General features: G+C 52.0%; 18 protein-coding genes. 11 read left to right on the plus strand and 7 right to left on the minus strand.

From position 1 onward, the window contains the following. Nucleotides 1-74: 74 nt before the first annotated feature. On the plus strand, nucleotides 75-956 hold the full coding sequence (locus tag TU92_RS00990; RefSeq protein ID WP_112164118.1) for a LysR substrate-binding domain-containing protein: 882 nt from the start codon (nucleotides 75-77) through the stop codon (nucleotides 954-956). On the opposite strand, the gene TU92_RS00995 is transcribed toward TU92_RS00990, so the two are convergent. The 4 genes from TU92_RS00995 to TU92_RS01010 form a co-directional block, all read right to left on the minus strand. Continuing rightward, entirely contained in the window at nucleotides 957-2,087 is a 1,131-nt protein-coding gene (locus tag TU92_RS00995) for an aminotransferase class I/II-fold pyridoxal phosphate-dependent enzyme (RefSeq protein ID WP_112164119.1), read from the minus strand. A gap of 27 nt (nucleotides 2,088-2,114) precedes the next feature. After that, nucleotides 2,115-2,939: an amino acid ABC transporter permease gene (locus TU92_RS01000; RefSeq protein ID WP_112164120.1), complete on the minus strand. Its 825-nt coding sequence runs from the start codon at nucleotides 2,937-2,939 to the stop codon at nucleotides 2,115-2,117. Then, nucleotides 2,939-3,757 (minus strand): transporter substrate-binding domain-containing protein, encoded by an 819-nt coding sequence (locus TU92_RS01005; RefSeq protein ID WP_112164121.1) that lies wholly within the window; start codon nucleotides 3,755-3,757, stop codon nucleotides 2,939-2,941. Before TU92_RS01005 ends, TU92_RS01000 begins: the two co-directional genes overlap by 1 nt. Before the next feature lie 153 nt (nucleotides 3,758-3,910). Further along, a complete protein-coding gene (locus TU92_RS01010; RefSeq protein WP_112164122.1) occupies nucleotides 3,911-4,570 on the minus strand; it encodes a DUF1345 domain-containing protein in 660 nt (219 codons plus the stop codon). Nucleotides 4,571-4,729: 159 nt separating this feature from the next. Here TU92_RS01010 and TU92_RS01015 point away from each other — a divergent pair, with 159 nt between their 5' ends. Together TU92_RS01015 and TU92_RS01020 are read left to right on the plus strand one after the other, a co-directional pair. Further along, complete coding sequence (locus tag TU92_RS01015; RefSeq protein ID WP_112164123.1) at nucleotides 4,730-6,022, plus strand: hypothetical protein; 1,293 nt, start codon at nucleotides 4,730-4,732, stop codon at nucleotides 6,020-6,022. After that, nucleotides 6,019-6,657, plus strand: coding sequence for a LysE family transporter (locus TU92_RS01020; protein WP_112164124.1), 639 nt, complete (start codon nucleotides 6,019-6,021; stop codon nucleotides 6,655-6,657). The genes TU92_RS01015 and TU92_RS01020 overlap by 4 nt, the downstream gene beginning before the upstream one ends. A 3-nt stretch (nucleotides 6,658-6,660) precedes the next feature. Here the strand turns inward: TU92_RS01020 and TU92_RS01025 are convergent, their stop codons facing one another. Further along, on the minus strand, nucleotides 6,661-7,473 hold the full coding sequence (locus tag TU92_RS01025; protein WP_112164125.1) for a helix-turn-helix transcriptional regulator: 813 nt from the start codon (nucleotides 7,471-7,473) through the stop codon (nucleotides 6,661-6,663). Between the two features lie 612 nt (nucleotides 7,474-8,085). Here TU92_RS01025 and TU92_RS01030 point away from each other — a divergent pair. Next, nucleotides 8,086-9,447 (plus strand): APC family permease, encoded by a 1,362-nt coding sequence (locus tag TU92_RS01030; protein ID WP_112164325.1) that lies wholly within the window; start codon nucleotides 8,086-8,088, stop codon nucleotides 9,445-9,447. 56 nt (nucleotides 9,448-9,503) lie between these two features. On the opposite strand, the gene TU92_RS01035 is transcribed toward TU92_RS01030, so the two are convergent. Both TU92_RS01035 and TU92_RS01040 read right to left on the minus strand, forming a co-directional pair. Next, nucleotides 9,504-9,827, minus strand: a complete 324-nt coding sequence (locus TU92_RS01035) for an AzlD domain-containing protein (RefSeq protein WP_112164126.1) — start codon at nucleotides 9,825-9,827, stop codon at nucleotides 9,504-9,506. After that, nucleotides 9,824-10,492 (minus strand): AzlC family ABC transporter permease, encoded by a 669-nt coding sequence (locus tag TU92_RS01040; RefSeq protein ID WP_112164127.1) that lies wholly within the window; start codon nucleotides 10,490-10,492, stop codon nucleotides 9,824-9,826. Before TU92_RS01040 ends, TU92_RS01035 begins: the two co-directional genes overlap by 4 nt. A gap of 98 nt (nucleotides 10,493-10,590) precedes the next feature. On the opposite strand from TU92_RS01040, the gene TU92_RS01045 reads away from it, so the two are divergent. The 7 genes from TU92_RS01045 (at nucleotide 10,591) to wcaJ (ending at nucleotide 19,701) form a co-directional block, all read left to right on the plus strand. Continuing rightward, entirely contained in the window at nucleotides 10,591-11,139 is a 549-nt protein-coding gene (locus tag TU92_RS01045) for a helix-turn-helix domain-containing protein (RefSeq protein ID WP_112164128.1), read from the plus strand. 240 nt (nucleotides 11,140-11,379) lie between these two features. Beyond that, nucleotides 11,380-13,248 carry a beta-glucoside-specific PTS transporter subunit IIABC gene (locus TU92_RS01050; protein WP_112164129.1) on the plus strand — a complete coding sequence of 623 codons (1,869 nt, stop codon included), beginning with the start codon at nucleotides 11,380-11,382 and terminating at the stop codon, nucleotides 13,246-13,248. Further along, nucleotides 13,245-14,660 (plus strand): glycoside hydrolase family 1 protein, encoded by a 1,416-nt coding sequence (locus TU92_RS01055; RefSeq protein ID WP_112164130.1) that lies wholly within the window; start codon nucleotides 13,245-13,247, stop codon nucleotides 14,658-14,660. Before TU92_RS01050 ends, TU92_RS01055 begins: the two co-directional genes overlap by 4 nt. A gap of 23 nt (nucleotides 14,661-14,683) precedes the next feature. Then, the gene (licT, locus tag TU92_RS01060; RefSeq protein WP_112164326.1) at nucleotides 14,684-15,523 is read left to right on the plus strand and encodes a BglG family transcription antiterminator LicT; all 840 of its coding nucleotides are present in this window, start codon (nucleotides 14,684-14,686) and stop codon (nucleotides 15,521-15,523) included. Nucleotides 15,524-16,467: 944 nt separating this feature from the next. Then, nucleotides 16,468-17,061 (plus strand): helix-turn-helix domain-containing protein, encoded by a 594-nt coding sequence (locus TU92_RS01065; RefSeq protein ID WP_112164131.1) that lies wholly within the window; start codon nucleotides 16,468-16,470, stop codon nucleotides 17,059-17,061. 77 nt (nucleotides 17,062-17,138) lie between these two features. Further along, complete coding sequence (locus TU92_RS01070) at nucleotides 17,139-17,837, plus strand: EAL domain-containing protein (protein WP_112164132.1); 699 nt, start codon at nucleotides 17,139-17,141, stop codon at nucleotides 17,835-17,837. A 466-nt stretch (nucleotides 17,838-18,303) separates the two neighbouring features. Further along, nucleotides 18,304-19,701 (plus strand): undecaprenyl-phosphate glucose phosphotransferase, encoded by a 1,398-nt coding sequence (gene wcaJ, locus TU92_RS01075; RefSeq protein ID WP_112164327.1) that lies wholly within the window; start codon nucleotides 18,304-18,306, stop codon nucleotides 19,699-19,701. Nucleotides 19,702-19,768 lie beyond the last annotated feature (67 nt).

The raw sequence follows: 19,768 nt of genomic DNA on the forward strand, positions 1-19,768 counted from the left end.
TCGGCAATCTGGCGGAAACAGGCTGAAAGTCCGATGATTCAGGACTAAAACGCTCGAATAAGGAAGAAGGGTAAATGGATAATCTCAACGGATTACTGGCATTTGTGCGTGCGGCGCAAAATGAAAGTTTCGCCGGAGCGGCGGAGCGGATGGGGATTTCGGCATCGGCGGTGGGGAAAAGCGTGGCGCGGCTGGAGGAAAAGCTCAGCGTGCGGCTGTTCAACCGCAGCACGCGGCGCATCAGCCTGACCGATGAAGGCCAGCTGTTTTTCGAGCGTTGCCAGAATATTGTGGCGCAACTGGAAGAGGCCGAGCAGGAGTTGGTGCGGATCTCCGCCGTCCCGCGTGGCAAATTACGCATCACGGCACCGGCCATCGGTTACCGGATCCTGCTGCCGCATCTGCCGGAATTCCGCCAGCGTTATCCCCAGGTTGAGCTGGATCTGGATTTCAGCGACCGGATGGTGGACGTGATCGATGAAGGATTTGATATCGCTATCCGCAGCGGTGAGCTGAGCAGTTCGCAGATGATGTCACGCCGGCTGGGGCCGTTTCGCTTTGCGATTGTCGGCAGTCCGCTGTACTTCGCGCAACATGCCGCACCGCAGATACCGCAACACCTGCAACATCACGCCTGCCTGCGGTACCGTTTTCCGGGCACCGGCCAGTGGCAGGAATGGGCGACCAACAGCCCGAGCCCGCCGGAACTGCCGCTGGCGCTCAGCAGCAATAATCTGGAATCCATTTTACAGGCAGCGTTGCAGGGGCTGGGGCTGGCGTATGTGCCGGAGTTTATTGTGCGTAACTATGTGGCCTCCGGCGAACTGATCTCTGTGCTGGAGCCGCACCTGAAAGAGGGCGGCAAGTTCTCAGTCGTCTGGCCGAGCAGCCGCCACATGCTGCCGAAGGTGCGGGTGTTTATCGATTTTCTGACGGAAAAACAGGTTCTGTGCTGATCACTGTTTATCCAGCCATTTGCCCATTTCCGCCAGCGCCTGATCCAGATTGGCACGGCCAAAACCGATGCGCAGAAAATCTTCTGATACCGGGTTCAGCTCTGAGGCGTAGGTGACGGAGGGAATGACCATAACGCCCGCTTCCTCCACCAGCCTCGTGGCGAAGACTTCTGCGCCTTCCGGACCGGTATAACGCGGGAACGCCAGTACACCGGCCTTCGGCACGGCGAGACTGAACCTGTCCGGATAGCGCGCCAGAAACGCGGTTAGCGCCGCGAGCTGGCTGCGCGAGCGCTCCATCACCCGTTCGAGGATCGGCGCGCGGGCGTTGAGCGCAAGGGTGGTCAGAAACTCGCCGGGCATGGAATTGCAGATCGACAGATACTGCTTCATGCGTTCGAGCTTTTGCATCCACACGTCGTCCTGACAGGCCACCCAGCCGATGCGCAGGCCCGGCAGTCCGTAGGCTTTTGAGGTGACGTTGAGCGAAATGCCGCGCTCGTAAACGTCCGCCAGCTGCGGCAGGCGATCCGCCGGATCGAATTCGGTCAGGCGATACACTTCGTCGGAGAAAATCCAGATCCCGCGTTCGCGACATATCTCAATCAGTTCGTTCAGCTGCTCCCGCGAAATCAGCGCGCCAGTCGGGTTGTGCGGGAAGTTAATCACCAGCACCTTGGTATTTGCCCGCAGCGCAGCGCGGACTTTTGCCGTATCCAGCGCCCAGTCATTATTCTCATCCAGCGCCACGCCGGTCACGTCACAGCGCGACATCGGCACGCTTTCCAGCGACTGATAATTTGGCGTGATGACGACCGCGTGATCGCCAGGTTCGAGCAGCATCTGGAAACTGGCGTAAATGGCTTCGTCGGCTCCGGCAAAGCTGATGACCTGCCGGGGCGTGACCTGCCGGTAAGTGGCGGCGATGGCTTCGAGCAATTCCGGCGTACCGCGCAGCGGCGGGTAATCCAGCATCGTTTGCATAAACGGCGCGCGATGTTCTTTTCCCGCCAGTTCAAACAGCGTATCGATGCTCATCGATTCAGGGTAGGAAGAGGAAAGCGGAAAACGGACGGCGTGTTCCAGCCGTGAGAGATAGCTGATTAAACGAAAATCTTCAGGAAAAGACATGGCGTATCCGTAATAAAAGTGGCGAAATTAGCGGCGATGACCCTGTGCAAAACGGCGCTCAAGGCGACTTTGCAACAGCTCTAAGATAATCGACATAATCCAGTAAATCGCGGCGGCGGTGGCCAGCATTTCCATGTAGCGGTAGGTGCTGCGGCCATACGATTGCGCCAGAAAGTTGAGCTCCCACAGCCCCATCAGCGAGACCAGCGAGGAGTCTTTCAGCATTGAAATAAACATCGAACCGGCGGGCGGAATAATGATGCGCAGCGCCTGCGGGGCGGTGACGTGGACGGCCACCGTCCAGCGCGAGACGCCGAGTGCCAGCGCCGCTTCCTGCTGGCCGCGCGGCACCGAGAGCACGCCGCTGCGGATGGTTTCTGCCAGATATGCGCCATAGTTCATCGACAGCGCAATAATGCCGGAGCTGAGCGCACCGAGCACAATCCCGAACTGCGGCAGCGCCAGATAGATGATTAACACCTGCACCAGCAGTGGCGTGCCGCGAAACAGCGAGGCGTAAAACGTCGCGCAGCCGAACGCCAGGGCGTTATTCGACATCCGCCCGAGTGCGGTAATCAGGCCGATCAGCAGGCAAAAAAACATCGAGCAGGCGGTGATCATAATGGTCAGCGCCGCGCCCTGAATAAATCCGTCCGGCGACAGGCGAAGGCCGAGCAGGAACGGCAATTTCTGGCTGATGAGGCTCCAGTCCAGCCCCATCTTGCTGAAGGTGCCGATCAGCAGACTGAGCAAAATCAGCCACGTCAGCCCGGTTTTAAAGGTAAACGCGTGCGCGCGATGCCAGCGTTCAGGCGTTTCAACCTTCGGCTGGCTGTCCGGCATTTGTGGCATTACGGCACCTCGTGGGTAATGTCTTCGCCCAGCCAGTGCTGGGAAATTTTGGCCAGCGTCCCGTCGTCGCGCAACGATTTAATGGTGTCAGCGACTTTCTTATCCCACTCGGCGTCGCCTTTGTCGGTTGCGACCCAGTTCGGTTCGGCGTAAAGCTCAGTGACGATTTTGAAGACCGGCGCACGTTTGATACGCGCATTGGCGGTGGCTAAATCCGAGACCACGCCATCAAGACGTACGCCCGGCCCGAGCGCCAGATTTTGGAACGCCACTTCTTCATCGCTTGGAATGACCTGCACGTTATCAAACGGGAAGACGATCGGTTTGCTGCCGGGGATCACCAGCGTTTTTTGCAGATAAGTTTCGTAAGTCGAACCGATACCGACGCCAATCTTTTTGTTGCTCAGATCAGCGGCGGATTTGATGCGGTCATCTTTCTTATTCACCACCAGCACCGCCGGGGAATTGTAATACGGCGTCGGGAAATCCAGCACTTTGGCGCGTTCGGTGTTTGGCGTCATCGAACAGATACAGCTATCCCAGCGCCCCTGCCATTTACCACCGACGATGGTTTCCCAGCCCGGCGCGATCAGTTCGAGTTTCACGCCCATGCGCTGTGCAACGGCTTTCGCCACGTCGACGTCAAAACCGGCCAGCTGGTTGTTGTCATCGATAAAACCAAATGGCGGATAATCGTTAACGATGGCATTGCGCAGGACGCCGGTTTTGGTCACGCGATCCAGCGTGGTGCCTGCAAGCGTGCTGGCAGAAAACAGCGTGATGGCAAGGAGTGTCAGGGCAACAAACGAAGTGCGCATAAGCAAATCTTTCCTTAAACGTAACCAAAATGGGGGAATATTGTAAAAACCTACACTAAGTTTTAGACGTATAGAAGTCTAAAATCGCTGTTTTATGGCTTATAGGATTCTGTGCGGGAAATTCCACGGATAACAGTGAATTACTTTGCGCGCCTAGTTTAACAATCCCGCACCAACGTTAATCGACAGCCCCAAAATCGCCAGATTAAAAACGAACGAAATCACCGACTGCAACAGCGCAATCTGGCGCATATCGGTGGTGCCGGTTTCCACATCGGCGGTCTGTGAGGCGACGGCGATAGTGAAGGAGAAATACAGAAAATCCCAGTAGCCAGGCTGCTCAGGCTTTTCTGGGAAAATCATCGGCGTCACGTCTTTGCTGCGGCGCAGATAATGGTGATGGGCGTAGTGCATGGCAAACGACGTCGGCAGAAGCGCCCAGGAGGCGATCAGCGTCGTGGCGGTCAACAAAATATGCAGGGCGCGCGGCGTACCGCTCAGGTCCTTGAGTGAACCGAGTTCCATCAGGATCGCCAGAATGCTCACCAGACAGGTGATCGTCACCATGCTCAGCACCAGGGTGGCGCTTTCATCCTGCGTTTTGGCGATGTGCGGAATATTTTTCGCCTCGGTGCGCAGCATGCGAAACCACAGGAAAAACAGATACAGCCACGCCAGCGCGTTCCAGCCGATCAGCAGGCGCTGTAACAGCCCGAGATGGGTGGGCAGAAGAAAAAAGCAGGCCACCCCGGCCAGAATAGATATCAGCAACCGGGAGCGCACCTGTAAATAATGTTTGAGAGAAAAGCTCATGGTGTTAAGCGCTTAGCAAAGAGGGAACGGATGACTCAACTGTAGTCGTTGATCGCAGGCTTGGCACTTCTTAGCGGGTGCGCAATTTCTTCCAATACCCGATGTGGCGGGAGTGATGTAGTGAGTTCACCTCTTTACCCGCACTCAGGATTTGAAATTATGTTTACTACGTCATTCTGGCCGTCTGCGACGGCATACCAGGTTTCTATGATGGATCTGGATGTCCCGGAAAATATCAATCCTAAAGCGGTGCAAACCATTCACTATTGCCTGCGTCTGACCGAGGCCATCAATCAGCTGGAAGCCGCCTGCGAAAGTCGTTTGCTCGATACGCTGCGCGAAGAAATGGCGATCCAGTGTTTCCGCTTAGCGCCGCTGTTTGACGATCCGGATACCCGTCGCGGCCTGTTCCTGCGCGCCGAAATTCTGGCGGATGATTCCTGTGGCAAAACCGTGCTGCCGCAAATTGCCGGTCTTGATGAGCAGCAGCTGGTGCTGGGCATCGGCAAGACCTCGACGTGGGTGGGAAAATCGAAACAAAGCTATTACTCGTCATGGTTTGGTGAACCCGCGCCGATGTTGCAGGAAATCTCCGATGTGATGGACAGCCTGTTTCCGGAAAGCCTGCTGTTTCTGCAAAAAGAAATCGCAGCCGACCTGCTGGCGCTGCCGGGCTGTGCGTACAAGATAATCAACCTGTTCGGCATTGCAGGAGAAGCCAACAGCTACCCGAAACACTTTGCCTATTTCTTCCCTGAAGATGAGGGGCTGAAGTATTCCCCGGTCAGGCGCACCGTGGTTTTCGCCAATACCTACCTGCAACTCTTCGAGATGTTTTCGCGTACCGAAGCCTCACGCCTTGGCTGGGCGGAAGACGAATTGCCGGAAAGTCGCGTTTGTCAGCGTTATTTGATCGCCTGGTTCCGCGGGCACGATCTCGGGCATTCGCTGGTGCGTAATGAAAACGTATTTCCAAAGCTCAGCAAGATTGATCGTTGGGGATCGATGATGGTGCAGGAAGCGCTGGCCGATCAGTTCGGCTTACTGATGTGCCTGACGCCGCAGGTCGCCGACGGATTGCAGCTCGACCGAAACGTGCTGGCGCGGATCTATTTCCTCGAGATCCTGCGCTATCTGCGTCGGGGGCCATCGAGGTATCCCGACGCCGGAGCGGCCTGGATCCAGTTTAATTATTTGCGTGAACACGGCTGCATTGAGCTGTCGGCAGAGACCATCGTTTTCCACCCTGAGCTGTTCTTTACGCAGATGGCCAGCCTGACGCGGCTGATGTGCGAAGAGCTGCTGGGCGGCGATGCAGAACGCGCCAAAGCCTTTATGCAACAGCATTGCCCGCACACCAATCCTGAAGATGTCGGGATCCTGATGGCGCGCCTGGGCACCACTAATGACGTGATCGAGTACAACCAGCTGATCAAGAGATTCCCGCTATGATGCCGTTTTCAAATGGATTTTTGCTCAGTCTGTCGCTGTGTCTGGACATCGGGATTGCCAATATTGCGATGATCACGCTGGCGATGCAGCGTGGTTATTTCCACGGTTTCTGGCTGGGGATCGGCACCTGTATTGGTGATCTTATCTACGCGGTGCTGGCGCTGGCGGGCATGACGATTTTGCTGCAATACCAGAGCGTGCGCTGGGTGTTGTGGGTAGGCGGTTCCCTGATGCTGATGTGGTTTACCTACAAGATGATCCGGGCGGCGCTGGCACCGGCAGAGAATATGTCTGCCAGCGATAACGGCCAGCCACGTTCGGTACTGCGTAATTTCGGGCGCGGCGTGGTGCTGGCGATGTCCTCACCGACGGCGATCCTGTGGTTTGCGGCGGTCGGTGGCGCGCTGATTTCCCGTATGGGGCAGGGCGGTACGGCGAATGCCTCGTGGTTCCTGACCGGCTTTTTTATTGCCGGCGTATTCTGGACGGTGGTGTTGTGCTGCGTCGGCAGCTGGGGCGGGAAAATGCTGGGCACTAAAATGCTGAGATATTCTTACGTTGCCTCGGCGGCGATCTTCTCCTATTTCGCCATTTACGTGGTTATCTCCGGCTATCGCGAATTTATTTTGGTATAGGTGTCAGTAGTTTGCCTGGCCGCGTATACCGCAGGCATTCAGCGACTGCGAATACAGATGGGGAGTGATCCCCATCATTTTGCGGAAGGTATTAATGAAGTGGCTTTGATCGTAAAAACCGAGGCTGATGGCCACGTCCAGCGCATTGTTGTTTTTACGCAGCTGATTGCGGGCTTCCAGCAGCCGTAACTGCATGTGGTACTGCAACGGCGGCATACCGATGTGCTGACGGAACAGCCGCACAAAATGGAATTTACTCAGCCCGCTGACCTGCGCCAGCGTGTCGAGGTGGATCTTGCGGGTCAGGTGATCGCGCATAAAATCCAGCGCCAGCGTGACAGGCCGCAGCGACTGCTCCTGCTCTTTCGCCGGTTCTTCCAGCAACGCGCCCAGCAACCACAATAAGTTTTGCTCCTGATCGTCATCGTTCAGGGTGCGTTTGTAATGGCGCAGCGCGGAAAACAGCGCCGGATTACTGAGCACGCCCTCGGTCAGCACCGGCGCGCAGTGATCGGATCGCAGATTGTGATCAACCGAGACCTGTCGCAGCAACGACTGGGGAATATGCACGCTGAGGAATTCGACTTTCTCATCGCCAAACAGTGAGGATTGCACCGTGGCAGGGTTATAAATCGTGATTTGCCCGGCGCGAACCAGCTCGGTTTTACCGTGCAGCCAGATCTCTTCCGTACCGGTCAGATTGGCGCTGATCACGTATTCATCGTGGGTGTGACGCGGGAATGAGGAGTTACTCGCGGTCAGATGCGAGCACTCAATATCGTTAGCCATCGTCCATTCAGAAATTGAAAGAGACACGTAACACCCCTGAATGGATTGCGGCGGGAAAGCAGATATTTCTCATTTTCGATCTCATCCTTTTCATTCTTGCTACATGACCGGTTTTTGTAAACTCTGAACGTGCAAAAGAGCACACGAACCAGAATTTTAAGATTTTGCCCATGCCTGTCCGGTCACGTGCTGGCGGAATTTTTTGTGAAGCGGACATGTTAATTAACAGGCTTAATCGTTATTTTTTGATCGCCATTGTCGCCGCTTTATAAAACTAATAACCCGCCAGTCCCTTTTGTTTTACATCCCAAATACATTTAATAAACCCTCAGAGAACCGGGTTTGGCAATACGTGCCAGATTTGGCTGCGTATTTTATTTATTGCCTGCGTTTGGCCTTCTACGGCTTGTCATTTCGGTCATTAATAGGGCAAAATATGCGCCCCGCAAAACGGGGATAACCCGTTTAGACGTCATTCAAGAACACATTCTTCTTACAAGAATACATTCAAAAAACCAGAGGCCGGGCTTCGTACCGGATAGATACTTACTTTCAAATACCGACAGTCATGTCGCAAGGAAACATAAATGGTGCATCACTCTCTTTATGTGGCGTTCTCCGTCATGGGAATTAAAAATCATGTCAGATAACGTCATCTCAGGTAGCACTTCCCGCGTGGAGCTGCGTAAAACACTTACGCTGGTTCCGGTTGTGATGATAGGCCTGGCCTATATGCAACCTATGACCCTGTTCGATACGTTCGGTATTGTCTCTGGTTTGACCGACGGCCATGTGCCGACGGCTTATGCTTTCGCCCTGATTGCTGTGCTCTTTACTGCGCTGAGCTACGGCAAGCTGGTGCGTCGCTATCCTTCGGCGGGATCGGCCTATACCTACGCACAAAAATCTATTCATCCGGTGGTCGGATTTATGGTCGGCTGGTCGTCTTTGCTCGACTATTTATTTGCGCCGATGATCAACATCCTGCTGGCAAAAATCTATTTTGAAGCACTGGTGCCTTCGGTGCCGTCGTGGATATTTGTCGTGGTGCTGGTCGGCTTTATGACCCTGTCGAATCTGCGCAGTATCAAAACCGTTGCCAACATTAATACGCTGGTCGTGGTGTTGCAGATTATCCTGATAACGGTCATCACCGGCATGGTGATTTACGGCGTTAATCACGGCACCGGTTATGGCACGCTGACCAGCACCCAACCGTTCTGGGGTGAGAATACGCATACCGTGCCGTTGATTACCGGCGCGACGATTTTGTGTTTTTCATTCACCGGTTTTGACGGTATCAGCAATCTTTCGGAAGAAACCAAAGACGCCGGGCGGGTTATTCCACGGGCGATTTTCCTGACGGCGTTAATTGGCGGCGCGATTTTCATCACCGCGACCTATTTCCTGCAACTTTATTTCCCGGACATCTCCAGCTTTAAAGATCCGGACGCGTCACAGCCTGAGATCATGTTGCAGGTCGCGGGCAGGGCGTTCCAGTTCGGCGCGCTGGTTTTCTCCAGCATCACCGTTCTGGCCTCCGGCATGGCGGCACACGCGGGCGTTTCCCGTCTGATGTACGTCATGGGCCGCGACGGCGTCTTCCCGAAACGCTTCTTCGGCTATATTCATCCGAAATGGCGTACGCCGTCCTTTAACGTGATTCTGGTCGGCGCGGTTGCGCTGATGGCGATTAACTTTGATCTGGTCACGGCAACGGCGCTGATCAACTTCGGTGCGCTGGTGGCGTTTACCTTCGTTAACCTGTCGGTGATTTCGCAGTTCTGGATCCGTGAGAAGCGCAACAAGACCTTTATGGATCACTTCCAGTATCTGTTCCTGCCGATGTGCGGCGCGCTAACGGTGGGCGCATTGTGGGTAAATCTGGAAGAAAGCTCAATGATCCTGGGGCTTATCTGGGGCGCGGTGGGTTTTATCTATCTGGCCTGCGTCACCAAAAGTTTCCGCAATCCTGTACCGCAGTATGAAGATGTGGCGTAAGGCTGATTCTCAATAACGTAAAAATGGCTCCGCAGGGAGCCATTTTTTTTCACACGTTACGCAATTCCCGCCAATCGCATGACCGCCGTCACCACCGCTGCAGCGATAATTATCACGATAAGCGGCGCCTTGCGCCATGCTAAAAACAGCGCTACGCCGACGCCGGTCACGCGGGCGAATCCGGCAAACTGCGCACCTTCAAACAGTGCGGTTGTGGCGGCAACCGCCAGTAATAACGTCGTGGCTGAATCTGATAGCATCGTCTGCGTCGCAGGGGATAAATTCAGGCGCGAGCCCAGACGGTAACCGGCCACGCGCATCAGGAAAGTGCCAACGGCCAGCACGGTAATACCGGCAACCCAGAGCGTTTGCTGCGTCATTTTCTATTTCTCCAGGTCAGTAATCCCAGCAGTGAAAACAGTACCGGCATACCGGCGGGAACGAACGGCACCGCCGCTACCGAGATAAGCGCACCGGTCGTAGCCGGGATCAGCGTTCTGCGATTTTTAAGCGCCGGGAATATCAGCGCCAGCAGAATGGCGGGGAAAACCGCGTCCAGCCCGATGGCTTTAATATCAGGAATAAATTGCCCGATAAACGCGCCTGCGATGACACTGACCGGCCAGAACAGCGCGATACCCACACCACACAGCCAGTACGCCGTTTTGCGCTTTTCATGCGTAGGCTGGGAAATCCCGAACACCACACTTTCATCATTCATGATATGGCAGCCGAGCCAGCTCAGGGGCTTTTGGCCGACCAGATCTTTCACCGCAATGCCAAAAGGCAAATGTCGCGCATTCACCAGCAATCCGGCAGCCGCCGCTGCGAACGGGCTGCCGCCTCCACCGACAATGGCGATAAACAAAAACTCCGAGGCACCGGCGAGTACCAGCAAAGAGAGCGTGAGAGGCACCCACAGCGGGAAGCCCCCGGCAACCGCCAGAGAACCATAAGAGATACCGACCAGACCGTCGGCCAGACAGACCAGAAAGATGGCTTTCACCACATCATTTCCGAGCGGAGAAAAGAGTTTCTGACGCATAATTTAATCCCATAACGAACGAATAATCATTATAATGAACGCATCTGAATCGTTCTTCAAGTCGAACGATCGTTCGTTATAGAAGATAAGGTACCGCAATGTCACAACCTATCAGCGTTATTTCAAAAGGTCTGGTGCGCGAACGCCAGCGGACCGGACTGTCACTGGCGGAAGTTGCCCGTCGGGCAGGGATTGCGAAATCCACGCTTTCGCAGCTGGAAGCAGGCAACGGCAATCCGAGTCTGGAAACGCTATGGGCGCTGTGCGTCGCGCTGGATATTCCTTTCGCCCGGCTGATGGAGCCTGAGCAAAATAAAATGCAGGTGATCCGCCGCGGCGAGGGCCCGGCGGTGGTCGCGGAACTGGCGGATTACAAAGCGGTGCTGCTCGCCACCTGTCCGCCGGGCGCACGTCGGGACATTTATCTGCTGACTACCCAGCCGGGCGCTGATCGCGTCTCCAGCCCGCATTCGCAGGGGTCGGTCGAGCACATCATTATCACCCAGGGCCGCGCGCTGGTCGGGCTGGTCGAATCGCCGGTTGAGCTGAACGCGGGTGACTATATTTCCTATCCGGCAGACCTGGAACATATCTTCCGCGCGCTGGAACCGGACACTATGGCGGTGCTGGTGTCGGAGCAGAGTTAAGAGATCTGTTTTAAAGAGTTCGTGATATTCCTCCCAAAAAGTCATTTATGCGGTTGCTGACCGGATAGCGGTATGGCGATACTCCACCACGCAACGGGTTAAGGCCGGTTGCCAACGCATTTTTATTGAGGCGTGTCACTGCTCAGGCAGGCAAGACCAAAATAAGAATGCACTTCTCCTTAGGGGAGGTGCATTTTCATTTTGGTCTTTTTTTTTGTCTTTTTTCACCGGGGAAAACCTATGGATTACACACAGCTGGGCAGTGAAATTTTAACGCACGTCGGCGGCAGGCAGAACGTCAGTAAACTGACGCATTGCGCCACGCGTTTACGGATGGAATTCAATGATGACGCGAAGGTGAATGCGCAAGCTATCGAAGCGTTGCCGGGGGTGATCAGCGTGGTTCAGCGCGGCGGCCAGTTCCAGATCGTGGTGGGTAACAACGTGCAGCAAACCTTTCGCGCAATGCAAAAAGAGATCGGGGATCTCAGCGAGCAGGCGGGCGGACAGCAAAAACAGAAAGCCAAAGGCGGGATCATTTCGCAGATCATCAGCGTGATTTCCACCACCTTTACGCCGGTTATTCCGGCCATCACTGGTGCGGGGATGATCAAGGCTCTGCTGGCTATTTTGAAACTCACCGGCGTCATGAGCGCCGCCAGCCCGACCTATCATCTGCTCGACACCATCTCTGACGCGGCGTTTTTCTTTCTGCCGGTGCTGCTGGCCTACGGCGCGTCGATCAAATTTGAATGTAACCCGATCCTCGCCATGACCATCGCCGGGGCGCTGTTACATCCGAATCTGGCGCAGATGATGGCCGCGGGAACGGCGATCGATTTCATCGGCATTCCGGTACGTCTCGCCGATTATGCCGGTTCAGTATTGCCGATTATTTTCACCGTCTGGCTGATGTCGTATATCGAACGCTTCGCCGAGAAAGTCTCGCCGACCATGATTAAATTCTTCACCAAGCCGATGATCATTTTACTGGTGACGGCACCGCTGGCGCTGGTGGTGGTCGGGCCGTTCGGCATTTTCCTCAACGACGTGGTTGCCAGCGGCGCGGCCATGATTGATGGCAAAGCCAGCTGGCTTATCCCGATGCTGATGGGCGGGTTGCAGCCATTCCTGGTGATCACCGGCACGGCATGGGCCATGACGCCAATTGCGACCGGCCAGCTCAGCAAAAATGGTTTTGAGATGATCAACGGCCCCGGCATGCTGGCTTCCAACATCGCTCAGGGCGCGGCAACGCTGTGTGTGGCGTTTCGCACGAAAAACAAAAACCTGCGTCAGTTAGCTTCTTCGGCCGGGTTTACCGCGCTGCTCGGGATCACCGAACCTTCGTTATACGGCGTGACGTTAAAACTGCGCAGGCCGCTTATCGCCGCGATGATCGGCGGCGGATGTGCCGGTATTTATGCCGGGCTGAGCGGGCTGGTGCGCTACGCGTTCGTTTCTCCGGGCCTTGCCGCGTTGCCGGCGTTCATCGGTGAAAACCCGATGAACATCGTTCATGCCCTGATTACCTGTGCCATCGCCATCGTGGTGACCTTTGCGCTGACCTGGATTCTAGGCTTCGATGATCCGGTGGAAGAGGTGACTGAACCGCAGGATACGGCACGCCTTACCGGCGATCCGCAGCAGATCCTCAGCCCGCTGGCCGGTGAAGCCGTGGCGCTGGATCAGGTCAGTGATGATGTGTTCTCACAAGGGCTTCTGGGGCAGGGCATCGCGATTATCCCGCGTGAGGGGCTTTTGCGCGCGCCGGTTGATGGCGAAGTGGTGACTTTCCTTCCCTCCCGCCATGCGGTCGGTATTCGTGGTGATAACGGCGTCGAGATCCTGATGCACATCGGTATTGATACCGTCAGTCTGGGCGGTAAGCATTTTACTTCCGCCCTTCAGGTCGGGGACCGGGTGAAAACGGGCGATGAGCTGGTGCGCTTTGATATTCCTGCCATCACCGCGCTGGGATACGAGATCATCATGCCGGTTCTGGTGGTGAACAGTGAAGCCTATCCGCAGCTGATGTGTCGCCAGCCAGGTGACGTCAGTTTCGGAGAAACCATCATCACGCTGAATACCGCGAAGGAGACCGCATGATTTATCAGAAGCTGCAGGGGTTTCCGGAAGATTTTCTGTGGGGCGCATCAACGTCGGCTTATCAGGTGGAAGGCGCATGGAACGAGGACGGCAAAAGTCCGTCGGTGGTCGATATGCTGGTGCATCCGGCTGACACGGCAGATTTCACCGTCGCCAGCGATCATTACCATCGTTTTCGTGAAGACGTTGCGCTGTTCGCTGAGCTTGGGCTGAAGGCCTACCGCTTCTCGGTGGCCTGGACGCGCATTCTGCCGCAGGGCACCGGCGAGGTTAATCAGGCCGGGCTGGCGTTTTATCAGCAACTGATCGACGAGTTACGCCATCACGGCATTGAACCGGTGGTCACGCTCTATCACTTTGACCTTCCATATGTGCTCGAACAGCAGGGCGGATGGGCGAACCGGGCGACGATTGAAGCCTTTGTGCAATATGCCGACGTGCTGTTCACGGCGTTTGGCAGCAAAATAAAATACTGGCTGACCATTAATGAACAAAATACGCTGATTCTGCATCCGGGCGCGATCGGGTTGCCGGAGGGCGGGGAGTTACCCACGAAGCAGGTGTTGTACCAGCAAAATCATCACATGATGGTGGCGCAGGCCAGAGTCATGGCGCTGTGTCATCAGCGGTGCCCCGCCGCGAAAATCGGCCCGGCGATCAACACCACCTCGATGTATCAGGAAACCTGCCATCCGCTGGATGCCATCGCCGCCCATAACTGGGAAACCCTGCGCGGCTGGAGTTTTCTGGATGTCGCGGTGCATGGCCGTTACAACGCGCTGGCGTGGCGTTATCTTGAAGATCGCGGCCTGACGCCGGTGATGGCGCCGGAAGATGCCGCCATACTGTTGCAGGGGAAACCGGATTACGTCGCCATCAATTACTATTCCACCGCGACCATTGCCGCCAGCCGTGGCGATGCGTCTGATATCAGCGCGCGGGCGGGCGACCAGCAAATTATGCTCGGTGAGCCGGGCGTTTATCGCGCGGCTGACAATCCGTTTGTGGATAAAACGCCGTACGGCTGGGTGATTGATCCGGTGGGCCTGCGGCTGACCTTACGCAAGGTCTGCGAACGCTACCATCTGCCCATTCTGATCACGGAGAATGGCATTGGCGCACCGGACACCTTGTTGCCGGACGGATCGGTGAATGATGATTACCGCATGACGTTTATGCGTCAGCACATTGAGCAGATGCAACTGGCGATTAACGACGGCGTGGCGCTTATCGGGTATTGTCCGTGGGCGGCCATCGATGTGGTCAGCACCCATCAGGGTTACGCCAAACGCTACGGGTTTATCTACGTTAACCGGGGTGAAAAAGACCTGATGGATCTGCGGCGTATCAGAAAAAACAGCTTTGGCTGGTATCAGCGAGTCATTGCCTCAAACGGCGTGCAGCGCGATTAACACAGAGGATTATGGCTGAGAAGATGAAGGTCGTTAAGGTACTCAATAATAGCCTGGTGCTATCAACGGATAACGATAACAACGAAGTTATCGTTATGGGCAAGGGTATTGGCTTTGGCAGCAAAGTGGGTGACGTTCTCGACCCGGCCAGCATCGAGAAAATCTATGCAGTACAAGATAATCAGAAAGGCCGTGAATATCTTCGTCTGATTGAAGATACGCCGGAAGCGCATATTGAGATTGTGCAGATGATCTTAAGCCTGGCAAACGCCGGGCTGAAGGGGCGGATCAACGAGCAGATTTTTTTCACGCTGGTCGATCACATCAGTTTTGCCATTGAGCGTTATCACAAGGGCATCACGATCCAGAACCGGCTGCTGTTCGAGGTAAAACGCTTTTATCCGCATGAGTTTAGCGTGGCCACACAGGCGCTGGTGTACATCAACCAGCGCCTGAATATCCAGCTCCCGCAGGAAGAGGCGGGGAATATTGCCTTTCATCTGGTTAACGGTCAGACCGATGTGCAAAACATGGAGCACACCCTGCTGGCGGTGAAAATGCTGAAGGATATTTTCAATATTATCCAATATCACTTTCGTCACACGCTCGACACGGAGTCGCTCAATTACGCCCGTTTTCTGGTTCATATGCAGTTCTTTATTCAAAGAATGGTGGAAAAGCAGCAGGTTGTCTCGAAGGATGATTTTATCTTTTCACAGGTCATTAAAGAGTATCCGCACGCTTACCGATGCGCTCTGCTGATCCGCGATTATATTAAAAATCTGCTGGAGATGGAGATGTCCAACGATGAGCTGCTGTATCTGGTGATCCACCTGACGCGTATTACGCAAAGTGACGTCTGAACCCTCTCTCATTGCGGCAGTAAACGCCGGCGTCAATGAGTCAATAACGTGACCAGGCTTCTGACCACGTTATTGACTGTCAGCAGGATGGCTCAGGCCAATTTTCCCCGCCCGGTAATCTCTCTTTCCCCTTCAATAATCCGCCACCCCGGTTTTATCTCTGTGAGAATATTCATTTGATTATAATATCCTGAAAATTCTAATAAACAGCAGAACCCTCCTCCCTAAATGAATTTTTATCTTAAGAATACTCTTAGTCTTTCACTGTCAGATGAAACGACTTATTTCGCCTGATGCCATGAAATAATGGCGAAAATAGCTGATCTCTGCTTAATGAGAATGCTCTTATTAAACATCCGCTGTTTAAAAATGTCACATCTGTGCTCATAAACAGCATTAAAAGGCTAATGAATTCTGATTCTAAATACTTTTTTAAGAATGTTACCCAGTATCGATAATTTTGTGATTAATTTGCGTAAAAACTTAAACTAAAATTCCGACTAAAAAAGTTCATTATCCTGTACTAATCAAAAAATACAGTCCAAATCGCGTGTTAGTAAAATTATTCTGACCTTGTGAATTGCGATTAAGAAAGGTCTTAGATTTCAAGTCTTATTAATGCAAAAGCGTTACATGGCTCACAATTCGACTGAGAATACGAATGATTACTAAGACAACGCCTAGTGCTGAGTGGGGTAAATAACGATAAGAAAGCGTAAATCGATCGGTGAAACCTATTGTTGGGTGTAATAGTGAGCGAGATAAACGATTTGAAGAGTTTTGGCTGCGTATTATTCTACTGGAAGTCACTGGGAAGGGATAAATACGAGGTGAGCAATGATGAATAATTTCGTTTTTTTAAGCGTTATGAAAGTGCTCTATTCTTCCCGCTCTGTTAGAGAAGTGTCTGAGCGTTTTTAAAAACCACACTATTAGGCGGCCCAATGCCTCGGGTAATAATCTGGAGTGAGTGCCAGTTTACTAAATTGGCGATAAAAGAAATAATCTCCAAGAAACTGCCTTACGTTAACGGTGTCATTTTTTTTAACCGTGACGATGAGGTGAACTTGTATACAAAAGATTATCTGATTATTGATCCATCGGGAGGCGGCTTTCACAAGTGTTATGAGTTTTTAAACGAAAATATTAATGTGCTGGATCCGGAACGAATACTTATAATTTCTTCAGAAGTAGACATGCTGATGCTGGGGTTACTGCTTAAAAAACAATTCAAATTTCTTAAAAAGAAAAAAGGGCTGTCAGAGATAGTCAGTGCAATACAGCAGTTCATTCAGCTTCAGAACATGACCAGTAACAAGGAGTCGTTTGATTATAAAATCACAAAAATGGAAGAAAAGGTTTTAGTCATGATGATGTCCGGTCTTTCTGTGACCAGTATTTCAAACATACTAAAACTGAGCGTTAAAACGGTCAGCGTACATAAGTGTAATTCTCTAAGAAAGATAGGTGTTGATGCCAGCAGCAGTTCGGCTTTGTTCTTTCTGCATAAGCATGCTGTAGGTAACAGAATAACCTGATTGAATTTTAACAGACCAGGCACCTATTGCTGGTTTGGATAATGTCTCTTTGTATTATTTTTGCCATGGGGTAAGGGATGCGTACGGTCAAAAGAAGTGATTCCAGTTATCTCTTTGAACCGATAGTGACAGTATCTGGCGGGATACTGGGTTTTGAACTGGTAAAAAAGTCAGCGCATCAGGCTGCCAATAAACAACATCCGCACGACGCGGGGAGCCAGACATTTCATTTATCTGCCGAAGAAAGAATCAAAAACTTCTTCGACGCGGTGACGCTGGCCTGTATTAATGCCGATATCTTTACCCACAATAATTTTTTACTTTCAATACGAATCGACTACGAGATTGCCAGCCATATCGTGAATAACGCAGCGATGCGCAACGTGTTACAGCAGCACAATTATATAAGACTCACGCTGGATGCGTTTTTCCCCGAGTTCAGTCCCGAACAGGACCGCCCGGTTCTGCACGCGCTGTCAGAGCATGGCCCCTTGTGGCTTGACCATTTTGGGGAAGGCAATACCAGCCTTACACTGGTCATGAATGAGAAGTTTGAACATATAAAAATAAGTCAGCATTTTTTTTGGCAACACCAGGGAACCTTATCTTTTCGACAAATTATTGAGCACCTTCAGCCATACAGTCAGGGCGTTATTATTGGCGGCATTGAAAGCGCCCGCCACCTGGAATATTTGAAAGGCAGTCAGATCCAGGGGATGCAAGGCATATTATGGTCTGCCTACAGTCAGGAGGAATTCATCCAGTCTTTTTTCTGACACTGTAAATATCAATAGGCATCAATTTTTTAATTCATTAAAGCAAGAATCGCCATCATCTGAATGCCCAAGGTGAGGGGATCCTGCTGCCCGGATAATTGCACTCTTTTTTGGCAAATTGGTGGCCGTAAACCAGGGGCGGTAGCGTAGCTGAAAACAACCCAATGAGTCTCGGCTGTACCAGGTTGTCATGCGCGTATAGCGAGAGCCTTACAGGTTGGAATAACTGATACTTTGAAGAAGGGGTTGTTCAGATGTTTTTCAAGCATGTGAGCAACAGAATTAAAATTTTATTAATTTGGAATGTTGAACGTATTGCTAACTATAAATGGGATATAAAAATTCCACCTATGAAGATGGCGCTTTTACAGAGGGATGGTTTTGTTGACTAAGAGCGATGACTGAACGTGGAATGTTTTATCTAAATCTGATTGTTACAACGAAACCTAAGAAGAGTGAAGACAGAATGAAAACTCCACATCATCGCAAACGCTCTAACATCAACGCATCATTGATTTCGATGGTTCAGCGATTCTCTGATATATCAATAATATTCTTCAGCCTCTATGTGGTGATTTTTTTTAATAAACTTCCATTTAACTATAAGCATGTGCTCACTGCTTTGGTTGTTCTTGGGGCATTCCAAATGATAGGTGGGATCACAGATTTCTACCGTTCCTGGCGTGGGATTAAGATATCGGCTGAGCTGATTTTGATCTCTAAAAACTGGACACTCAGTTTAGTTGTTACGTTGGGATTAATCACACTATTGAGTGATTTTTATTTGGGTTTCAATATTTTTGTTCAATGGTATTTTGTGGTTTTAGCGGGAATTTTTTTATGCCGTACAGGTATCAGAGTCGGATCCGGTCTTTTACGTAAGATGGGATACAACATACGACGAATTGCGATAGTCGGCACCATGCCAGCGGGCATTAACCTTATCAAAAGCTTCATTGATGAGCCCTGGATGGGGTTCGTGGTGACAGGGATTTATGACGACAAGCCATTGGAAGGGGTTACCGGAATCAATTATGCCGGAGATTTTGACCAACTGATCGAAGATGCCCGCGGAGGAAAACTTGACCGCATCTACATTGCGATGAGTATGAAGGATGAGTTGAAAATAAAAAATATCGTCCGAAAACTGACCGATACAACGTGTTCTGTACTTCTTATTCCTGATGTATTTACATTCAATATCCTGCAGTCACGCACAGAAGAAATTAATGGAATACCTGTTGTTCCCCTGTTTGATACACCATTGAATGGTATTAACATGGTTTTCAAACGTATAGAAGATATTGCCGTCTCATCTATTATTCTTCTGTTGATTTCAATTCCGTTAATAATTATTGCGTGTGCTATTAAACTGACTTCACCGGGACCTGTTATTTTTCGTCAGATTCGTTATGGCATGGATGGGAAGCCGATTATTGTATGGAAATTTAGGAGTATGACGGTCATGGAGAATGGTGCGTCAGTGATACAAGCTAAGCAAAATGATCCGCGGGTAACTAAGCTGGGGAAATTTCTGAGAAACACCTCTTTGGATGAGTTGCCGCAATTTTTTAACGTACTCTTCGGTCAGATGTCCGTTGTAGGGCCAAGACCCCATGCCGTTGCCCATAATGAACAATATCGATCTTTGATCGAAGGATATATGCTTCGACATAAAGTAAAGCCAGGTATTACAGGCTTAGCACAAATTAATGGATTTCGCGGTGAGACTGACACACTCGACAAGATGCAAAAAAGAGTGGATTTTGACCTGATATATATACGTGGCTGGAGTATTTGGCTGGATATTGAGATTATATTTCTGACTTTCTTCAAAGGATTTATCAGTAAGTCAGCGTATTAGTGTTACCCGTATTAACTCCATGCGCTCGTTACCGGCAACCTCAAAATACACCTCCAATTTTTAGCTT

The organism is Rahnella inusitata, from assembly GCF_003263515.1.
Lineage (GTDB): Bacteria > Pseudomonadota > Gammaproteobacteria > Enterobacterales > Enterobacteriaceae > Rahnella > Rahnella inusitata.

Bases quoted from the DNA above. Each gene is read 5' to 3' on its own strand.
- TU92_RS01070 (WP_112164132.1), top strand. From the start codon at position 17,139: ATGCGTACGGTCAAAAGAAGTGATTCCAGTTATCTCTTTGAACCGATA.
- TU92_RS01005 (WP_112164121.1), bottom strand. From the start codon at position 3,757: ATGCGCACTTCGTTTGTTGCCCTGACACTCCTTGCCATCACGCTGTTT.
- TU92_RS01065 (WP_112164131.1), top strand. From the start codon at position 16,468: ATGCCTCGGGTAATAATCTGGAGTGAGTGCCAGTTTACTAAATTGGCG.
- TU92_RS01020 (WP_112164124.1), top strand. From the start codon at position 6,019: ATGATGCCGTTTTCAAATGGATTTTTGCTCAGTCTGTCGCTGTGTCTG.
- licT (WP_112164326.1), top strand. From the start codon at position 14,684: ATGAAGGTCGTTAAGGTACTCAATAATAGCCTGGTGCTATCAACGGAT.
- wcaJ (WP_112164327.1), top strand. From the start codon at position 18,304: ATGAAAACTCCACATCATCGCAAACGCTCTAACATCAACGCATCATTG.
- TU92_RS00995 (WP_112164119.1), bottom strand. From the start codon at position 2,087: ATGTCTTTTCCTGAAGATTTTCGTTTAATCAGCTATCTCTCACGGCTG.
- TU92_RS01050 (WP_112164129.1), top strand. From the start codon at position 11,380: ATGGATTACACACAGCTGGGCAGTGAAATTTTAACGCACGTCGGCGGC.
- TU92_RS01035 (WP_112164126.1), bottom strand. From the start codon at position 9,827: ATGACGCAGCAAACGCTCTGGGTTGCCGGTATTACCGTGCTGGCCGTT.
- TU92_RS01040 (WP_112164127.1), bottom strand. From the start codon at position 10,492: ATGCGTCAGAAACTCTTTTCTCCGCTCGGAAATGATGTGGTGAAAGCC.
- TU92_RS01045 (WP_112164128.1), top strand. From the start codon at position 10,591: ATGTCACAACCTATCAGCGTTATTTCAAAAGGTCTGGTGCGCGAACGC.
- TU92_RS01055 (WP_112164130.1), top strand. From the start codon at position 13,245: ATGATTTATCAGAAGCTGCAGGGGTTTCCGGAAGATTTTCTGTGGGGC.
- TU92_RS01015 (WP_112164123.1), top strand. From the start codon at position 4,730: ATGTTTACTACGTCATTCTGGCCGTCTGCGACGGCATACCAGGTTTCT.
- TU92_RS01010 (WP_112164122.1), bottom strand. From the start codon at position 4,570: ATGAGCTTTTCTCTCAAACATTATTTACAGGTGCGCTCCCGGTTGCTG.
- TU92_RS01000 (WP_112164120.1), bottom strand. From the start codon at position 2,939: ATGCCACAAATGCCGGACAGCCAGCCGAAGGTTGAAACGCCTGAACGC.
- TU92_RS01030 (WP_112164325.1), top strand. From the start codon at position 8,086: ATGTCAGATAACGTCATCTCAGGTAGCACTTCCCGCGTGGAGCTGCGT.
- TU92_RS00990 (WP_112164118.1), top strand. From the start codon at position 75: ATGGATAATCTCAACGGATTACTGGCATTTGTGCGTGCGGCGCAAAAT.